This window comes from Anaerocolumna sp. (assembly GCF_032079385.1).
In the GTDB taxonomy this organism is placed as follows: Bacteria; Bacillota; Clostridia; order Lachnospirales; family Lachnospiraceae; genus Anaerocolumna.
This window is the reverse complement of sequence record NZ_DAMAUC010000045.1, coordinates 1-19462: the sequence shown is the minus strand read 5'-3', so window position 1 is coordinate 19462 and position 19462 is coordinate 1. Positions and strand designations below refer to the sequence as shown.

Annotated in this window: 15 protein-coding genes and 1 pseudogene; 12 read left to right on the top strand and 4 right to left on the bottom strand. The window is 34.0% G+C overall.

The genetic code is table 11. The features are described 5' to 3' along the window. Window positions 1-241: 241 nt before the first annotated feature. The 5 genes from RT261_RS20550 to RT261_RS20530 all read left to right on the top strand — a co-directional run bounded on the left by RT261_RS20550 (window position 242) and on the right by RT261_RS20530 (window position 7909). Window positions 242-3673: a pyruvate carboxylase gene (locus RT261_RS20550; RefSeq protein ID WP_313135025.1), complete on the top strand. Its 3432-nt coding sequence runs from the start codon at window positions 242-244 to the stop codon at window positions 3671-3673. Between the two features lie 226 nt (window positions 3674-3899). Then, window positions 3900-4505 (top strand): hypothetical protein, encoded by a 606-nt coding sequence (locus RT261_RS20545; RefSeq protein ID WP_313135024.1) that lies wholly within the window; start codon window positions 3900-3902, stop codon window positions 4503-4505. Window positions 4506-4861: 356 nt separating this feature from the next. After that, window positions 4862-5569 carry a M48 family metallopeptidase gene (locus RT261_RS20540; protein WP_313135022.1) on the top strand — a complete coding sequence of 236 codons (708 nt, stop codon included), beginning with the start codon at window positions 4862-4864 and terminating at the stop codon, window positions 5567-5569. Between the two features lie 419 nt (window positions 5570-5988). Next, window positions 5989-7461 carry an ABC-F family ATP-binding cassette domain-containing protein gene (locus RT261_RS20535; RefSeq protein ID WP_313135021.1) on the top strand — a complete coding sequence of 491 codons (1473 nt, stop codon included), beginning with the start codon at window positions 5989-5991 and terminating at the stop codon, window positions 7459-7461. A gap of 262 nt (window positions 7462-7723) precedes the next feature. Next, window positions 7724-7909 carry a hypothetical protein gene (locus tag RT261_RS20530; protein ID WP_313135020.1) on the top strand — a complete coding sequence of 62 codons (186 nt, stop codon included), beginning with the start codon at window positions 7724-7726 and terminating at the stop codon, window positions 7907-7909. Window positions 7910-8184: 275 nt separating this feature from the next. Here RT261_RS20530 and RT261_RS20525 read toward each other — a convergent pair whose 3' ends face one another. Then, on the bottom strand, window positions 8185-9015 hold the full coding sequence (locus tag RT261_RS20525; RefSeq protein ID WP_313135019.1) for a methyl-accepting chemotaxis protein: 831 nt from the start codon (window positions 9013-9015) through the stop codon (window positions 8185-8187). 238 nt (window positions 9016-9253) lie between these two features. Between RT261_RS20525 and RT261_RS20520 the strand changes: the two genes are divergently transcribed. Together RT261_RS20520 and RT261_RS20515 are read left to right on the top strand one after the other, a co-directional pair. Then, entirely contained in the window at window positions 9254-10576 is a 1323-nt protein-coding gene (locus RT261_RS20520; RefSeq protein ID WP_313135018.1) for an MATE family efflux transporter, read from the top strand. Window positions 10577-10818: 242 nt separating this feature from the next. After that, window positions 10819-11865: an ABC transporter substrate-binding protein gene (locus RT261_RS20515; RefSeq protein ID WP_313135016.1), complete on the top strand. Its 1047-nt coding sequence runs from the start codon at window positions 10819-10821 to the stop codon at window positions 11863-11865. Between the two features lie 126 nt (window positions 11866-11991). Here the strand turns inward: RT261_RS20515 and RT261_RS20510 are convergent, their stop codons facing one another. Beyond that, complete coding sequence (locus RT261_RS20510) at window positions 11992-12504, bottom strand: spore coat protein (protein WP_313135014.1); 513 nt, start codon at window positions 12502-12504, stop codon at window positions 11992-11994. 409 nt (window positions 12505-12913) lie between these two features. Between RT261_RS20510 and RT261_RS20505 the strand changes: the two genes are divergently transcribed. Continuing rightward, entirely contained in the window at window positions 12914-14869 is a 1956-nt protein-coding gene (locus tag RT261_RS20505; protein WP_313135013.1) for a TetM/TetW/TetO/TetS family tetracycline resistance ribosomal protection protein, read from the top strand. Window positions 14870-15543: 674 nt separating this feature from the next. On the opposite strand, the pseudogene RT261_RS21190 reads toward RT261_RS20505, so the two are convergent. Next, window positions 15544-15684 (bottom strand): annotated as a pseudogene (locus RT261_RS21190) (IS30 family transposase); the annotation flags it as partial. Window positions 15685-15716: 32 nt separating this feature from the next. Here RT261_RS21190 and RT261_RS20500 point away from each other — a divergent pair. The 3 genes from RT261_RS20500 (at window position 15717) to RT261_RS20490 (ending at window position 18146) form a co-directional block, all read left to right on the top strand. Then, window positions 15717-16166, top strand: a complete 450-nt coding sequence (locus RT261_RS20500; protein WP_313135012.1) for a DUF2975 domain-containing protein — start codon at window positions 15717-15719, stop codon at window positions 16164-16166. Between the two features lie 10 nt (window positions 16167-16176). Next, complete coding sequence (locus RT261_RS20495; RefSeq protein WP_313135011.1) at window positions 16177-16395, top strand: helix-turn-helix domain-containing protein; 219 nt, start codon at window positions 16177-16179, stop codon at window positions 16393-16395. A gap of 170 nt (window positions 16396-16565) precedes the next feature. Further along, complete coding sequence (locus RT261_RS20490) at window positions 16566-18146, top strand: DUF4153 domain-containing protein (protein ID WP_313135010.1); 1581 nt, start codon at window positions 16566-16568, stop codon at window positions 18144-18146. Between the two features lie 42 nt (window positions 18147-18188). Here RT261_RS20490 and RT261_RS20485 read toward each other — a convergent pair whose 3' ends face one another. Beyond that, a complete protein-coding gene (locus tag RT261_RS20485) occupies window positions 18189-18950 on the bottom strand; it encodes a 3'-5' exonuclease (RefSeq protein ID WP_313135009.1) in 762 nt (253 codons plus the stop codon). Window positions 18951-19110: 160 nt separating this feature from the next. Here RT261_RS20485 and RT261_RS20480 point away from each other — a divergent pair, with 160 nt between their 5' ends. Then, window positions 19111-19263, top strand: a complete 153-nt coding sequence (locus tag RT261_RS20480; protein ID WP_313135007.1) for a CPC_1213 family protein — start codon at window positions 19111-19113, stop codon at window positions 19261-19263. The last annotated feature ends 199 nt before the right edge of the window (window positions 19264-19462 follow it).

The window sequence follows — 19462 nt, the reverse complement described above, 5'->3', positions numbered from 1 at the left end:
GAAAACCCAATCAACACTTTTTGAGTTCTACACATCCCCAGGCAAAGCGTCCTACAGAGATAAATTTTTATGTGTATAACTAAATTGATAAGAACTTATGAATAATTATAATAAGCAAAATAATAAATTTATACTTGAAGTATGCAGCTATCTTCGCTATAATATTATAAAAATTTGAATTGTATACAAGTATTACAAAATACTATAATTCGCATATATTTTAAACCGTAGGAGGTTCCCAATGAAATTTAAAAGAGTAATGGTTGCAAACAGAGGAGAAATAGCTATTCGAATATTCAGAGCCTGTAATGAGCTTGGAATCAGAACAGTGGCTATTTATTCAGAGGAAGATAAGTATTCCTTGTTTCGAACAAAAGCAGATGAATCCTATCAGATAGGAAAGAACAAAGGGCCTATTGAAGCCTATTTAAGTATTGATGAAATTATCAAGCTTGCTTTAAAGAAAGGCGTAGATGCTATTCATCCAGGCTATGGCTTTTTATCCGAAAACCCTGAATTTGCAAGAAAGTGTGACGAAGCAGGTATTGTTTTTATTGGACCTACCGGATATATGATGGATCAATTAGGTGATAAAATCCAGTCTAAGATTGTTGCCAAAAAAGCGGGCGTGCCAACGATTCCAGGGGTAGAAAAACCTATTCAGTCAGAGGAAGAGGCAAAGAAATTCGCAGCCTCCTGTGGTTATCCGGTTATGTTAAAGGCAGCAGCCGGTGGCGGCGGAAGAGGAATGAGAATTGTACATAATGAAAAAGAACTGATTCCATCCTACCATAGTGCAAAAAGTGAAGCGAAAAAGGCCTTCGGAATTGATGATATATTTATTGAAAAATATCTGGAGAAACCAAAACATATAGAAGTACAGATTCTTGGTGATAATCATGGCAATATTGTTCATCTTTACGAAAGAGATTGTTCTATTCAAAGAAGACATCAAAAAGTAGTGGAATTTACCCCGGCTATATCTATATCAGATGAAAAGCGGAAAGCCATATGTGAAGATGCAATTAAAATTGCAAGGCAGGTAAATTACCGCAGTGCAGGCACAGCTGAATTCTTAGTAGATGCGGAGGGAAACCATTATTTTATAGAAATGAATCCAAGAATCCAGGTAGAACATACGGTTACGGAAATGGTTACGGGAATTGATATTGTGCAGGCACAATTATTTATTGCACAAGAGTATGCACTGGGTTCTAAAGAGATAGGTATTTGTTCTCAGGAGGATGTAAAACCAAGAGGTTATTCTATACAATGCAGAATTACTACAGAAGATCCTGCCAATAATTTTGCGCCAGATACAGGAAAGATTGATATATATAGAACTTCTTCCGGCTTTGGCGTAAGACTTGATGGCGGAAATGGATTCACAGGAGCTAATATCAGCCCATATTATGATAGTTTGTTGGTTAAGGTAATTTCCCATGGAAGAACGTTTGAGGATGCCATACGAAAAGCCACCCGTTCCGTAAAAGAAACTGCTATATCCGGTATAAAAACCAATGCTTCTTTTATACTTAATGTTTTAAATCATGATACTTTTAGAAAAGGAACCTGTGACACTAATTTTATTGCAGAGAATCCGGAACTTTTAGATATATCTCCAAAGAAAGATAAAGAACTAAGAGTATTAAGTTACCTTGGTGACATGATTGTAAATGAAGGTAAGTGTAAAATAAAAGAATTTGATGTGCCTGTAGTTCCTAAAGTTCAGATTCCAACAGAACTAAAGGGAAGCAAACAGATACTGGATGAAAGAGGACCGGAAGGACTTGTACAGTGGATCAAAGAGCAAAATAAACTTTTGCTTACAGATACCACCATGCGTGATGCCCAGCAATCACTTATGGCCACAAGGGTAAGGACAAGGGATATGCTAAAGATAGCAAAACCTACTTCCGTTCTTGGAAAGGATTTATTTTCACTGGAAATGTGGGGAGGTGCAACATTTGACGTATCTTATCGTTTCTTACATGAGTCCCCATGGGAAAGATTGCAGGAACTAAGAAAGAGAATCCCCAATGTATTATTTCAGATGCTTCTTCGGGGTGCTAATGCAGTAGGTTATAAAAATTATCCTGACAATGTAGTACGAGAATTTGTAAAAGAAGCAGCAGTTTCAGGAATAGATGTATTTAGAATTTTTGATTCTTTAAACTGGCTAAAGGGGGTGGAAGTTGCCCTTGATGAAGTTCTTAAGGCAGGTAAAGTGGCAGAAGTTGCTCTCTGCTATACAGGAGATATACTTGATAAAAGCAGAGATAAATACAACCTTAAGTATTATGTGGATAAGGCGAAGAAAATTGAGAGGATGGGTGCTCATATTCTTGCAATTAAGGATATGTCTGCCTTATTAAAACCATATGCGGCATATGAACTAGTGAAAGCATTAAAAGAAGAAATCTCCATACCTATTCATTTACATACCCATGATACCAGCGGGAATGGTGTAGCTGCAGTTCTTATGGCAGCGGAAGCAGGAGTGGATATAGCAGATACAGCCTTTAACAGTATGTCGGGACTTACCAGCAGTCCTGCCTTAAACTCCATTGTTGCTGCTTTGGAACATACCGGAAGAGATACAGGGATTAGCAATGATGATATTCAAAAAATCAGTGATTATTGGGGTGCTGTAAGGCCGGTATACAATCAATTTGAATCTGATTTGAAATCAGGAACTGCTGAAATCTACAAATACGAGATTCCGGGGGGACAATATTCCAACTTAAAACCTCAGGTCGAAAGTTTTGGACTTGGTCACAGATTCAATGAAGTAAAACAAATGTTTAAAGAAGTCAATACACTTCTTGGTGATATTGTAAAAGTTACTCCTTCCTCTAAAATGGTTGGTGATTTAGCCATATTTATGGTTAAGAATGATTTAACCGCAGAAAATATATATGAAAAAGGGAAGGAACTTTCCTACCCGGACTCTGTTGTAGATTATTTTAAAGGAATGATGGGGCAGCCGGAGGGAGGATTCCCGGAGAAATTTCAAAAAATAGTTCTAAAAGGAGATGAACCAATTACCTGTAGACCGGGTGAACTTCTCCCACCAGAGGATTTTGAGAAGAATAAAAAATATCTTCAGGATAATTACGGAATTAATCCAACACACAGACAGATTCTATCCTATGCCCTATACCCAAAAGTATTTGAAGACTATATTAAGTTTAAGATAGAATATGGGGATCTTAGTAGAATGGGAAGTGATATTTTCTTCCATGGTCTCTATGAAGGAGAAACCTGTGAAATTGAAATCGAAGATGGTAAGATCTTAATTATTAAGCTTATTAATATTGGAAAGCCGGATGCAGAAGGAAATCGAAATCTTGTATTTGAAGTCAATGGCTTTAGAAGAGAAATTAAGATAAAGGATAAGAATACCTTAACTTCTGGTAAAGGTCCGCAAAATTTCTTACAGATGGCTGATCCGGATAATAAGCTGGAACTTGGTGCAAGCATTCCTGGAACGGTTCTGAAACTTCTTGTAAAAGAAGGCGATGAAGTAAAAGAAGGGGAAAGTCTTGCAGTAATTGAAGCTATGAAGATGGAAACCAATGTGACAGCATCTGTTTCAGGGAAAGTTGAAAAGGTAGCGGTAAAAGAAGGACAGCAAGTAAAGGCAGGAGAACTGCTAATTAAACTTGCGTGATGACAAAGCGGGTCACGGATGCCATATATAGAATTTAAGAATATACTACAATAACAATTATATATAGAATTTAAGCATGTACTACAATACCGAAAAATATGTTATAAAGACAAATCGAAAATGGGATACTTTGTTGTAATTCAAATTATGGGCTCCTGCCAAATTAAGAACAATATAATTATGGCAACATATTATATTATGAAAATAAGAATAGGAACGACAGAATATGGACGATTATAATATGCAAGATGATGCTAATGGCATACCATGGAATAATCAGTATATTTATGCAGAAGATGCATTAATTGAAAATATATCCATAGATAATGGTATTGGTTATGTAACAATTTCCTATGGTTCCATGGGAGAATCTAATATGATTTCCATGGGAATTGTCATATTAATAGTAAGTGAGAATACCGTTATAAGAGAGCAATTTGGCCGGCAATTAACAATGTGGGATCTGAGAGAAGGAATGACCATAGATGCAATATTTTCAGCAGCTATGACTAGAAGTTATCCACCTCAGTCAAATGCATACAGTATAGTTGTAAAGAATTCGGAAATGCCCTTTCATGTTCGAATTGATAGAATAGCAAGTATACAACCAGACCATAACTTCCTTTATACAGGAGACCCCAATAATATATTAGATCAAATGAGGTTTATTGTTACCGAAGAAACAATAATATTGGATAAACACGGTAATAGAATTCAATTATGTCAGCTTAAACCGGGAGAATTGGTAAGGATAGAACATGCAATTTTCCAGACAGCAAGTATTCCTCCCCAAACAACTGCATTTTTGATTCAGGTACTACAAAAGTGCTAATTCCACTTAAGCAGAATCAGGCGGTAAAAGTAGTGTAAATTTCTATGTGTATGAAGCCACATTCCTGGTAAGAGCTAAAGGTATGTTCTTATCAAGAATGTGGTTTTTATATGGGAAGAAAATATATGGAAGAAAACTTTTACTGCTATTTAGGCTGTATTCTGTTATAATTAGAACAGAATTAATAAGAAAGAAGTTCTAGTCCATTTTATGAGAAGATTATGGTATTAAAAAGATAAAGGAATAAAAAAATGGAACACAGGCTGCGGAATACAAGTTACGGAATACAAGTTGTGTAATGTAAGATATATGCATGGGATGAATTGATTTAGGAAGGTAATGAAAAGTGACAGAATATGATATATGAGTATAAGAATGAAACAGTAGATTACAATATAATATTTAAAAAACGAAAGACCATGGGAATCTATATTGATGTATATGGACATATTGAATTAAGAGTACCAAAGGGAACTTCCGAAGAAAGCATCAGACATTTATTGGAATCCAAATGGGATTGGATACAGGTTAAATCAAAGGAGCAAAAGGAAAGAACAAATGGATTTAAAGAAAAGGTTTATAATGATGGTGAAACCTTTCTTTATTTAGGGAAATCCTATCCTATTTGCATTACAATTGATGAAAACATCAAGCAAGATTATGTATTATTGGAAGAAGACAGGTTTCACTTATATATTAGAGAACAAGAAGAAGACAGAATAAAGCAGGCATTAAAGCGCTTTTATTATCAGCAATGTAAGGCATTGGTAGAAAAAAGAATTAAATTATATCAAAGCAACTTTAAGATGAAACCTCGTTCCATTCGGATATCTGATAATAAAAGCAATTGGGGAACCTGCGATTCCAAGCTGCAATTAACCTTTAACTGGAAACTGGCAATGGCACCTATGGAATCTATAGATTATGTTGTAGTTCATGAAATGTGTCATATGGTTCACTTAAATCATGACAGATCATTTTGGCGGTTGGTGGGGAAAATACTTCCAGACTATGAACAACGTAAAAATTGGTTAAATCAATCCAGTTGGAAAATGGTTATTTAACAGGACTCTTAAAAACAGAATGGAGCAATACATCTGCTAAAGTGGTAAATTACAATATATTACTTGACTTAAATAGAAATATAGCATAATATGTAATTATATTATATATTGAAAGGTAATTTTGAAATGAACGATATTCTTAAATGGACAAAATTAGAATCTATTATGATCGCAACATTTTCCGTTAAGGGGATAAGTGCGCCCAAATTTAATAGATTTTATAGAAACCAGATAAGAATATTGGAGATTTCGTAAAAAAGAGATGATATAATTCATTCTATTTTGATATGCAACCCAAAGCTTATTGGCTTTGGGTTTTTTTGCGTCTACAAAAGCAATTTGTATTGATACAAGTTACTATTATTGACACAAATTACTATGTTACTAAAAAGGTACGAAACACCAGAAATGAGGCTAATATGATAGAATTAGGAATAAATAATTTAACAAAGTATTATGGAGCAACAAAGATATTTGAAAAAATAACATTTGAGATAAAAACCGGCGAAAGAATTGGCTTAATTGGCCAAAATGGATGTGGTAAGACATCAATATTTAAGATAATTATGGGGCTGGAAGATTATCAAGAGGGGGACATCAATATTCGGAAAGATGCAAAGCTAGGATATCTGAATCAGATTCCTGTTTATGGTGAGAAGGTTAAGACCATAGAAGTAATTCGTATGGCATTTGATAAGGTATTTCAGATTAAAGATAAGATGAAAGAATTAGAAATGCAATTTGAAACCTTGGCTGGAAGTGAATTAGAGAAAGCCATTCATTATTATGGAAGGTTATCGGAGCAATTTGAACTAGAAGGCGGCTATGAATTAGAAACAAAAATCAATAAGATAACAGAAGGACTTCAAATTACCGAGGCCATAAAGGAGATGCCCTTTCAAAGTCTTAGCGGAGGTGAGAAAACAAGAGTTACTTTAGGAAAAATTCTTCTGGAAGAACCGGATATTTTACTTCTAGATGAGCCTACCAACCATTTGGATCTGGAAACCATAAGCTGGTTGGAAAGCTTTTTAAAAGAATATAAAGGCTGTGTACTTATTATATCCCATGATAGATATTTCTTAGATAATGTGGTAGAAGAAATTATAGAATTAGAATATAGTAAAGCTAATATTTATTATGGTAATTACAGTTATTATGTACTGGAGAAGGAAAGAAGATTTCTTATTGACTACAAAAATTATCAAAATCAGCAAAAGAAAATTGAACAAATGGAAAATCAGATTAAAAGATATCGAATCTGGGGAGCCATGCGTGACAGTGACAAGATGTATAAACGTGCCAAAGAACTTGAAAAGCGCTTAGAAAAAATAGAAGTGCAGGACAGGCCTGTTTTAGATACAAAAAAAGTAAGATTTGATCAAGATAATATAGAAAGAACAGGAAAAATTGTTCTTAATGTGGAACAAATCAGTAAATCTTTTGATGATAAAATACTATTTAGTAATATTGATGTAACAGTATTTTATCAGAATAGAGTTTGCATCATCGGAAAAAACGGAAGTGGGAAATCTACTTTTTTAAAGATACTCTTAGAAGAATTAAAACCAGATTCCGGTACCATAAGAATAGGCTCTCAAGTCAAAATTGGCTACTTACCACAACAGGTGGAATTTGAGGACGAAGAACAGACAATATTGGAATACTTTTCTGGGCAATATGATATTACCTATGAAATAGCGAGACGACAACTGGCAAAAGTATTATTTTATCAAGATGACATTAATAAAAAAATCAAGAATTTATCAGGAGGTGAAAAAAGCAGACTAAAACTGTGTTCTCTTACCTTTGAAAAAGTTAATTTCATGATATTGGACGAACCAACGAATCACTTAGATATAGATTCTAGAGAAGTTTTGAAGAAATGTTGACTGAATACGAAGGAACCTTACTTTTGTATCTCATGACAGATACTTTATTAATAAAGTAGCCGATAGCATAATTGAAATAGAAGATAGCACCTTCAAAAAATATGCCGGAGACTACAAATACTATCTGGAAGAAATTAAGAAGTTAAAAGAAAAGGAACCAACATTTTTATCGAAAAATATCCACGAAAAAGAGATAAAAAAAGAGAAAGAAAAGAAAAAAGAAAGTCCGAACAAATCTAAAGTAGATACTCGAAAGATAAAAATGATAGAATCAATTGAAAAAGAAATTCAAGAAATGGAAATACAGCTAAGGCATTTGGAAGAAGAAATGAATAATCGAAATACTGATATAAACTTTTTAAAAGATGCTTTCTTCGAGAAAGAAAAACTAGAAAAAGAATTAGAATCTGCTTACGAAACATGGGAGGATTATAATTCAACGCATTAAAGGCTTTGCACAATAGACGTATAAGAGCAATAAGAATAGCAGATACGGGGTGCTTCTTTTTAGTAAGGAGCTAAACGGTTCTAATGCTACAGTAATCGCTTAAGGCATATTTTAAAATTGTGAATTCCTCAACTTTATAACTAAAATAATAGATACAAACCGACTATTACAAATCATAGTGGAGATAGGTTTCCTATGGAACAAGAAACCCATCTCCACTATTCAAAAATTCTTCAATAACGCTAAGAGGGTAAAGCGTCCTGCTAATATGCATATCACAATTTATCCGCCAATGCCCCAAGTAAATGCGCCGTAGACGACAACTGCTCAAAAGAAGCCGCTATTTCCTGCAATGCCTCTGATTGCTGTTGGGATACCGCATCGGCATGTTTTACTTTATCATTAATCTTGGTTATTGCATTTGAAATGTCCTTAATAACAGTGTCAATTTTTCCGATGGATTCATTTGATGACATGGATAACTTTCTAATTTCGCCGGCTACAACATTAAATCCTTTGCCGAACTCACCGGCTCTGGCGGCCTCGATAGAAGCATTTAATCCTAACAAGTTAGTTTGAGAAGAAACATTTTTAATAAAATCAACGATGCTGCTGGTGTTGCTTGCCATATTGGTTGCTGCACTGGTCTCACTTAGAATTTCATTATTCATACTTGCTAAATCATAAACACCATGAGCAATCTGGTTTATACTAGTTTCAATGTGTTTTAATGCGTCAATAAGATTTTGCGTTATTTTACCTACTTCGTCCTTTTTAGAAAGACTCTTACCTATTGCAATGGAGCCAATAACATTACCATCGTCATTTTTGATAGGCACCATATAGGATTTAAAGGATACCCCGATAAAGTCTTCCGGAATAACAGTTACATCAACATTTCCCTTTTCCATAGCTTCCTTAACAAATTTCCCCGGTTCCGAATTCACTTCAATTTTGGCATTAATCTCTTTACTCCCCTGATAGTAAAGAACTTTCTCTCGGTCAGTTAACATGATCTCAATATCATGATCGAAAAAAGTATCGATTAATGGTATAGCATAATAAATGCTATTTAGTATTTCACTACCGCAATCCATCTTTAACATTAAAAACTCCTCCTATGTATAGGTTAAAATGTTACTACAATACCATTTTATACTAGATATAAAGTATGTCAATAGTGTGAATGGATTAAAATTACAATAGTGACAAATTACATATAAAATCGTGTGAAAAGTTTGTAAAAAATATATTTGATATGAATATATGATAGTGCTATACTGTTTTGATGTGAGGTTTGGGCTACAATTGGGGAAAGCAGATAAAGGACAGGAGATAAGTAATATGACTAAAAATATGACTAGCGGCAATATACCGAAACATTTAATTACATTTGCATTGCCTATGATATTAGGGAATATGTTTCAATTAACTTATAATGCAGTAGATTCCATCATTGTTGGGCGATTTGCTGGCGAAAAGGCTCTCGCAAGTGTTGGAACCGCAAATCCAATTATGAACATTGTAATTTTCTTTATAGTAGGAATCTGTATGGGAACTTCAGTTCTTATGAGTGAATTTTACGGGTCCGGTAATATGGATAAGTTTCATAGAGAAATATCCACTTCTTTAATAGCAGGTCTGACCTTTACAGTGGTTATGACGGGTATCTGTATCTTGTTATCAAAACCAATTTTAATTTTGCTCCGTACACCGGAGGAAATTCTTACTTCGTCTGTAGATTATCTTCATATTATTTTCTTTGGCTTGTTATTTACATTTATTTATAATTTTTTTGCAGCCAGTCTTCGAAGTATTGGGGATTCAAAAACACCATTAATTTTTTTGGCTATTTCTTCTGTACTTAACGGAAGTTTGGATTTACTGTTTGTAGGATATTTTAAAATGGGTGTAGCTGCAGCCGCATATACCACAATAGTTGCAGAAGCTTTATCTGCGATTCTATGTGTGATTTATGTCTGGAGGAAAGTCCCTGAACTGCGGTTGAAAAGAGCGGAAATTACATTTGACCAAGAATTACTTACGAAAACTATAAATTTCAGCTGGGCATCTGCCATGCAGCAAACTTGTCTATACATAGGAAAGGTTCTCGTCCAGGGAGCTGTTAATCCTTTAGGAATAGAAAGTATTGCGGCATTTAATGCAGTTAACCGGGTGGATGATTTTGCCTTCACGCCTCAGCAAAGTATTGGTGCTTCTATGACAACTTTTATCGCTCAAAATCGCGGTGCAAATCAACCAGAACGAATCAAAAAAGGGCTAAAAATCGGAATGATTCTGGAGAATATTTATTGGCTCATCATAGGAAGTATTGTACTACTTTTTGCGAAACAAATCATGTCTTTATTTTTATCTCCAGAGGATAGCAAGTCCATTGGATTAGGTGTGCTGTATTTGACTTACATGGCCTTCTTTTATGTATTTCCGGCCAATACCAATGGAATACAAGGTTTCTTTAGGGGGATGGGGCAAATGAGTATTACATTGAAAGCAACCTTTAGCCAGATTGTTTTTCGAGTTATATTTGCTTATATATTAGCACCGTATCTTGGATTTTCAGGTATTGCCTTTGCATGTTTGGCGGGATGGATTGCAATGTTAGCCTATGAACTTCCTAAGTTGCTTCAGTGGAAAAAACGAATTTAGTTAAATATTTTAATCCTATTAGTAAATTACAGATTATTCCTAAAAATAAGAAATCGGTTAAAAATACTATAAAAATTAGATTTTCCTTATGATACCAATTGCAAATTAGGCAGATTGCACAAAAAAAGCATGTATATTTTGAAGATATGCACATTGACACACTAGTATACTAGTGTTAAACTTACATTGAAAAACGGAAAGGTATTTTCCGTGAAGATAACAATAAAAGGAGAGAACATTTAATGAAGAAGATTATTTCTATCTTATTAGTTGCTGTTATGTCTTTAAGCCTTGTAGCATGTAGCCCTTCTAAATCTACAACTGACACAGCAAACACAAATGACACTGGAAAAACAGAGAATACCGATAATTCAGGTAAAAAAACAGTGTATTTCTTAACAAAAATTCTTGGTAACCAATACTGGTCAGTGGTAGAACAAGGTGCTAAAGATGCAGCAGCAGAATTAGGTATTAATCTTGTTGTTACTGGTCTTGCAAATGAAGCTGAAATCGAAAAACAAGTTCAGCAATTACAAGATGCTGTATCTGCAAAAGCAGATGCTATTGTACTTGGACCTGTTGATAGTACAGCAATGGTTAACCCTGTAAATGATGCTTTCAATTCAGGTATTCCAATTATTGTAGTTGATACAATGATTAACACTGATAACTATAGTGCAGCATTAATGACTAATAACGTAGAAGCTGGTAAAATTGCAGCTGAAGAAATGATCAACCGCATGAAGGCAGCTGGCGTTTCTGAAACAGAAAAAGCTCAAATAGCAGTTCAAATCGGTAGCAGTGGTTCTCAAACAATCATTGACCGTTTAAAAGGCTTTAACGAATACTGGGATGCTAATGCTCCTGAAGCTTGGGAAGTTTTAAATAATGACATTAAAGTTAACGACGGTGATATCACTAAAGCAGTTGGTTTTACACAAGACTTCTTAACAGCTTATCCAGACTTAAAGGGCGTATTTGGTCCTAACAATGGTAGTACAGTAGGTTTCGTTACTGGATTAAAAGAATCCGGACGTAAAGACGTTGTTATGGTAGGATTTGACTTCTCCGCTGAAATTGAACAAATGATCAGAGAAGGTGAATTCGAAGTTGCTACAGTTCTTCAAAAACAATACTTAATGGGATATGAAGGCGTTAAGACTGCTATTGCATTGTCAGAAGGAAAACAACCAGAAGAAAAATTAATTGATACTGGTGTTATGGTAGTTGATAAAGAAAACGTTGATGCAACAGATGTTCAGGAAATCATCAACCCATCAGGTAAATAAATATAAATTCATTTAGTTGAAATAATTAGTGCTAAACATAATATGACCTTCGGGAGCATAAAACGCTTTTTAAGCGTGAATTACTCTCGAAGGTCAATTTAGGTTTATGAGGGACAAATTCGATGTTTACTTAGGTTTGTACATACCTTTACTTTCCATGTATTTGTAGATAGATTCTCCGTGCTTTTGCTCTTCTTTCTGGATATGGTTTAAAACATCTCTTACTTGTGGATCTTTGAATTCAAAAATTGCCGTATCATAATTACCGGATACAAATTTTTCAGTCATTAGAAGGTCTGTACACAAGTCTTTATCACTGGCTTGAAAAGTGCCGGAGGAACCTTTCGATTGTGAACTTTTAGCTGAGCCGCTGATACTTTCTTCACTTGAAGAACTATTGCTTTGGCTGCTGGAACCTTGGTTACTGTTCATGGAAGGGACTTTGCCGCTAAGTAGTTGGTTAATTGTATTTAAATGCTCTTCTTCCTGCTTCTTATTGCTATTCAGTATATTCTTTAATTCCGGATCAGTGGCTAAATTAGCATAATTAGCATATTTTTGAATACAGATTTGTTCGTCGCTTTTTTGGTCTTCCAATAAAAACTTCTCTTTTGTTGTCAATGTTACATTTGTTATCATATTGATTCACCTCCTAATGCTTAGTATTCTCATAAACTCCAATAATATGTAGGATATAAGACAAATAATAGTAAAATATCTATATTTTGCATCTAGAAGAAGATAGGTAATAAGGAAAAGGTATGGAAAGCACCTTATAATTCAAAATACTCTAACTATATGGAAAATCGGAGATTAAAGTTTAGTACTGGAACAATAATATAAAAGTAGAAAGGCGCAGTCAAGGATGGTATAATAGAACCGTTATAACGAAATATAAATTTAACATGAACTTAGATATAGAATCAAACAATAATTATTCATTAGGTGATTAGGTTGAAAAAACAATGTTTTTCAACTGGAAATCTATGCTGGCGCACAAATTATATTCGTTATTCACAGGGACTAAAGCGCCAGAATCGAGGTTAACATGAAAAAAACCATAGGAATTCTTGCTCATGTAGATGCAGGAAAAACTACTTTATCTGAACAAATACTATATTATACCGGAAGTATTCGTAGTTTAGGAAGAGTGGACAATAAAACTTCTTATCTGGATACCGATGAAATTGAACAAAATAGGGGAATAACCATATTCTCAGGTCAGGGAATATTTGAATATGAAGGGGATAACTATTATCTACTTGATACACCGGGACATGTGGATTTTTCATCTGAGACGGAGCGGGCAATTTCTGCCCTGGATTATGCAATAGTAGTAATTAGCGGCAGTTCCGGAGTGCAAGCTCATACAACAACTTTATTTCATTTATTACAGATATACCATGTACCTGCCTTTTTCTTTATTAATAAAACAGATATAACTGGATTTTCTTTGGAAAATATATTAGAAGATATGAAATATAAATTAACGGAAGATATTTTATATTATAAAGAGCCTCTTTCCTCTTTAGCTGAGTTTGCAGCGGAACGGGATGAAGTTTTTTTAGAGGCTTATCTGGACGAGAATTATGTAAAAGAAACTATGGAGGCTTCCTTAATCAATCTGATTAAAGAAGAAAAATGCTATCCGGTTATTACCGGAGCAGCTTTAAAAGGGGAAGGAATCCATTGGTTATTAGATGTATTTTCAAGTCTTACAAAAACAAACTATCATAATCTTGAAAAGGAAGACACCTTTTTAGGAAAGGTATTTAAAATACGTCACGATGAGAATGGAAATAGATTGACTTTTTTAAAAGGACTAAAAGGGAAACTTCAAGTAAAAGACGAATTCTTATTTCAGTCAGAAGACGAAATCTATAAGGAAAAGGTAAATGAAATTCGAATTTATAATGGGAAAAAGTACGAGAGTAAGAGTGTTGTAGCAGCGGGAGATATCTTCGCGGTTACCGGATTAAAAACACCGATGTGCGGTGCTATTTTAGAAACCGGAGGAACAATTGTACATACGAATTATAACTATTTTCTTGTTTCTCCTCTTCAATCTAAGATAAGGGTTTTAGATGGTACTCCTTATACGAAATGTATGGAAATACTTCGTATTCTGGAAGCAGAAGATCCCATATTATCTGTTACTTATAATAAGAATACGGATGAAATTCTGGTAAATGTTATGGGTAAAATTCAATTGGAAGTCATGGAAGAAGAAATTAAGAATAGATTCGGTATTACGGTTACCTTTGAAAGACCTAAGGTTCAATATAAGGAAACCATTCAGTCTGCTATTGTGGGTTATGGACATTTTGAACCGTTACGGCATTATGCAGAAGTTCAGGTGAGGTTAGAACCTAATCCAAGGGGTAAGGGAATTACGTTTCAAAGTGAATGCCATGTAGATGATTTATCTTTAAATTATCAAAGGCTTATAGAGACTCATGTTTTTGAAAAGGCTCATAAAGGTGTGTTAACTGGTTCGCCCATTACTGATATGAATATTGTTCTGCAAAATGGACGAGCCCATATAAAGCATACAGAAGGCGGAGATTTTAGAGAAGCTACATATAGGGCCATCAGACAGGGGCTTGAGAAGGCAAAGTCTATTTTACTGGAACCCTTTTATCAGTTTGATATATATATAGAAGAGGACTATCTGGGCAGAGTGATGTCTGATATTCAGAAAATGGGCGGCAGCTTTGAAGCGCCAGTTCAAATGAACAGGAATGTATTCATACATGGACGGGGACCAGTAGAAACATTTATGGAATATAGTACAGAATTAGTATCCTATACAAAAGGAACAGGCAGCATTGGTCTGCGATTTGATGGTTATGATATATGCCGGAAAGAGGGAGAAGTAGTACAAACAATTGGCTATGACAAAGAAAGAGATGTAGAGAATACTTCCTGGTCAGTGTTTTGTGCAAAGGGAACGTCCTTTACCGTACCTTGGTACGAAGCAGAGAAATATATGCATACCATATAAAGTGATAAATAGAATTTACGCTAGCAAAACTTAAATTCTTCGGATGAAAGGTAATAATTATTTTGACTTGCCAGTGTGCTGACAGCAGGGTGGTAAAAATGATATAAGATATTTACCTTTGAGGAAGAACGATACAATAAAATAAAAGACCACTTAATTATATGAAAGTCAACTATGAGACATTAGTTTCATAACTTTATGTAACCATTGTTAATGAAAGGAGTTACATAAGTAAATTTTCATTCATATTTTAAGCGGTCATTTTTATCAATAACTATTTATCGATAATCGATAAAAAAATATTGACATTCGTAAATAGTGGGTGTATATTATAGGAAATGGTGAAATTATTATTACATTAGGCTGAATTAGAATCCGAGGTCCCAGTTTGCAAAATTAACTTCCGATTCAGCATATCCTTTGCCAAGACTAAGTTCCAGATAACTAAGATTCTTATAAATTTTTGGAAGTAAGTATTGCAAAATGTAGTATATTTGGAATTTACTATTCCAAATACATTGTTTTATAGTTCAAAAGCTGTTATGCTTTTTTCGAGATTATTTCTCTGGAAAAAGAGCACACGCTAACCAGAGGTCGAATTCAGCTTCCTTTTTTGCAAGATTAAATTCCACCTCTCATCGGTTCCATATTTCTTCCGAATGGCGTTTGCTATTTTACTTTTTCAGCAACAGAGGTGTTAGATTAATCTTGTTGGCGGGAATAAGCTTAATATTTAACTTATTAAGTGTTTCCACGCTATTAAGGAAGCTGAACAGCTGGTGGGCAGACTGGTTGTTCAGCTTTTTTCTATTATATATTACTTTATAACTTGGAGGATGTTAACAATATGAAGAAAAAACCATTTGTTCAATTTACAAAATACTTAATAGACTTTATGTTTCTTACTGGAATTATAGTCTGTATGGGAGTTCCCTTTATTTTTAGAGAAGCAGGAAAGCATATTCCCATTTTTAAAGAAAACTACCTTCCTTTTTGCATCATATTTATGATTGCCGGTGTATTTGCATTAATCATTCTTTGGAATCTGCGTAAGATGCTTCAGACGGTAATCCGTGAAGATTCATTCGTTAGAGAGAATGTTGCGTCGTTAAAGAGAATGGGAATCTGTGCTTTTATCATTGCTTTCATTATGTTAATAAGACTAATATTTGTTATAACTCCCGCAGCATTAGTCATAATTTTAGTATTTTTGGTAGCAGGATTGTTTTCTCTGGTACTTTCACAGGTCTTCGATCAGGCAGTTACTTACAAAGAAGAAAACGACTTAACAATATAGGAGGTAACCAATGATTATAGTGAATTTGGATGTTGTGATGGCTCAAAGAAAAATAGGGTTAACCGATTTATCAAAAGAAGTGGATATCTCCATGGCAAATCTGTCTGTTTTAAAAAATAATAAGGCTAAGGCCATACGGTTTAGCACGCTGGAATCCATATGCAAGGCGCTGAACTGCCAGCCGGGTGATATATTGGCTTATGTAGAGGAAGAAAAAGAAACAGAATAGAGAAAAAAATTTAAAGATAGGTAGTGGGTTTACGTTATCGTATTCAAGCTATAATTTAGATTTTAGAGTTTAATTGAAATATAAAGAGGCAAATTAAAAGAGAGTAAAAAAGAAGTTAAAGGAAAAATAAAGAAAATTTAAAAGATAACTTAAAAAGGAGGATTTATATAATGGAACAATTGAATAACAGCCTTCCCATTAATCCGGAAGACAATCATCCTGCAGTATTAGATTCTGCTGAAAATGAGAATCCATCACTGCTTTATAAAGTACGCCCAAATTTTGGAGTATTTGGTGGTATCAGCTTACTGTTTGGAGTTTCTTATACGTTCTTATTCTATAAAGCAAGACTGGGTCTTAATGTATTATTATTTACGGTTATTATGACCGCTCTATTAGTATTAATTATAAAAAAATTATCTATGAAAGTTAAAAGAGGAACAGCAGCTTATTATGCAGGGGCCTTATTATTAGGAACTTCTTGTGTATTTACTTCAAGTTGGGTACTGCATTTTTTTAATGTTGCTGGAATTTTACTACTATTGGATTTGTCTTTATTACATCAATTCTATGATGATAAGGAATGGGATTTGTTAAAACATCTTACTCGAATGTTATTGTTACCATTTTCCTGTATTGCTACAATTGCTATGCCTTTTAAAGACAGTTTACTATTTTTAAAAAATACAAAGATATTAAAGAATGATAAAGCAAGAAATATTCTCCTCGGTGCTGGAATTGCATTGCCCCTTTTAGGAATAATGATTGGGTTGTTATCCAGCGCGGACCTTCTGTTTCGAAGTATGTTTAAAGAGATATATACATTTATATTCTCATCTAATTTATTTGCAGTGCTCTTTATGGTTATAGCAGGATTTCTTGTATGTTACTGCATTATCTGCGGAAGCACTGTAAAGGCAGGTATTGAAGAAGTAACAAAACCGCTTACAAAGGCTGACGCTTCCATAGCAGTTACTGCCTTAGGGCTGCTTAGTTTGGTATATGCAATTTTTTGCGGGATTCAGATTCTTTATCTGTTTACAGGGGGATTTTCTGTATTGCCTAAGGGATTTACCTTTTCACAATATGCCAGAAGGGGATTTTTTGAACTTCTTTTGGTAACAGCCATAAATATTTTGCTTATGATCGTCAGTACCAAATATTTTGAAGACAGTAAGTTGATTCGAATTATTTTAACATTTATGACTATATGTACCTATATTATGATCGGCTCAGCAGCTTACCGTATGCTGCTTTATATTGGAGCATATAATCTTACTTTCCTAAGGCTATTTGTGCTGCTGTTTCTGTTTATTGATGCCCTTGTATTAGCCGGTGTAATTACTTATGTTTTTTATAGAAGATTTCCCTTATTTCATTATTGTGTCATTGTTACTTCAGCATGTTACATTATCTTTTCATTTGCAAAGCCGGATTACTATATTGCTTCATACCAGATACAACAAAAAGAAGAACTAAATAGTATTGATCTTAATTTTTTAACCAATGTATTATCTCTTGACGCAGCACCTGTTGTTTTGCCTGCACTGGCAGAGCTAGCGGGAAACAATGCTGCTTCAAACGTACAAACAAATGAATTTATAATACAAAATGACATCCTTTCAACAGTTAAACAATATCGTGAAACTATACAGGAGGAGGAAAACAACAGGAAAATAAGAGATTTCAATGTATCAAATGAGCAGGCGTTTCGGGCACTTAATAAATATACCGGATATTTATTACCTTAACACGAAATCGTTTTTCAATTTTTTCGCAGATGAATGAAGGAGTTATTCTTTGATAAATTGTTGAGTTTTTCCCATCTTGTAAGCGAGAAGAACAATTCCTTTTTCTTCTTCGGAAAATTCTCTGTTATACATTTTTTCAAACTGTTTTATGAGGCCTTCTACATCAATTGTTTTTTTAGGATTCATTGCTTGTATGACAATTTTATCCGGATCATAAATCTTTATTTCCGTATAGGAAGGTTGCAATTTTTTTAATATTTCTGAAGTATAATAGGCGTCAGAGGAAGCATCATGAAATGCTTGATTAATTGGTATATTAAATGATTCTACCGCAGTTTGCAGTCGTAATAATTTTTTAGAAGAAATACCAAAATGGAGGGATACCAGGGGTTGAATATTGATATATTTTTTTGGTAAACAGGTATAATCCAGTTGATGATATCTTGTATTACGAAATAATTCTTTAATATCAGACATTCCCCATGTGCAGAATATGGATTCGGTATCTCCAATAAAATCTAGAAATGCCATATATACATCAGGAAATATTTCTTCTGTTAAAAGCTGCTCTGTAGTAATACCTGTTAATTCTGCAACAAAAGGACTTACATTGGGATATATGGTTGGTTTAATAAAACGGTTAAAAGTAGAAAACCTATGATACTTAGAATCTAATTTGACAGCACCAATTTGAATGATTTCAAAGGGACAAAGAACTTTTTTATCTATTTGAAAATTGTTTTCATCCATTGTCGTATTTGGAATATCCTGATTAAATTCTAAATCGATTACAATATAGTTCATAGATATTTCTCCTTTATTACACTTGAATAATATTTTATAGACTAACTTACTATTATACAATAAATATAAAAATATATGCAATGCTTTAAAAAGTAGCTTTGGATAAATCCAAGCAAGGAGTACATACTAAAAAAGAAGAATCGTTTTAAGGAGGACTTAAATGGCATCAAATAATAAAATGAAAAGCACTAAAAATAATAAAAAAGAAGATGGTAAATTTCATTCCAAACATATAAAACATGATCCACAGGCGGAAAGTGCCCGTGCAGTATTTGGTCTGAAAGAGGATAATTCAAAAGAGAAGCATTTGTAAAAAACAATGAGTCTCCCCAAAATGTTTAGAAAAGTGAAGTGCTCTCTGCCGAGAAGACAGAGGGCACTTCATAGATTAAATTTAGAGGTGCAATTTAATTTAAATCAGGGGAATCTACACCCTGTGCCAGATCAATCATTTCAGAAGTTGACAACATAAGGCCGTTTTCCATTCCATCTACTTCGCCTTCACTTTCGCC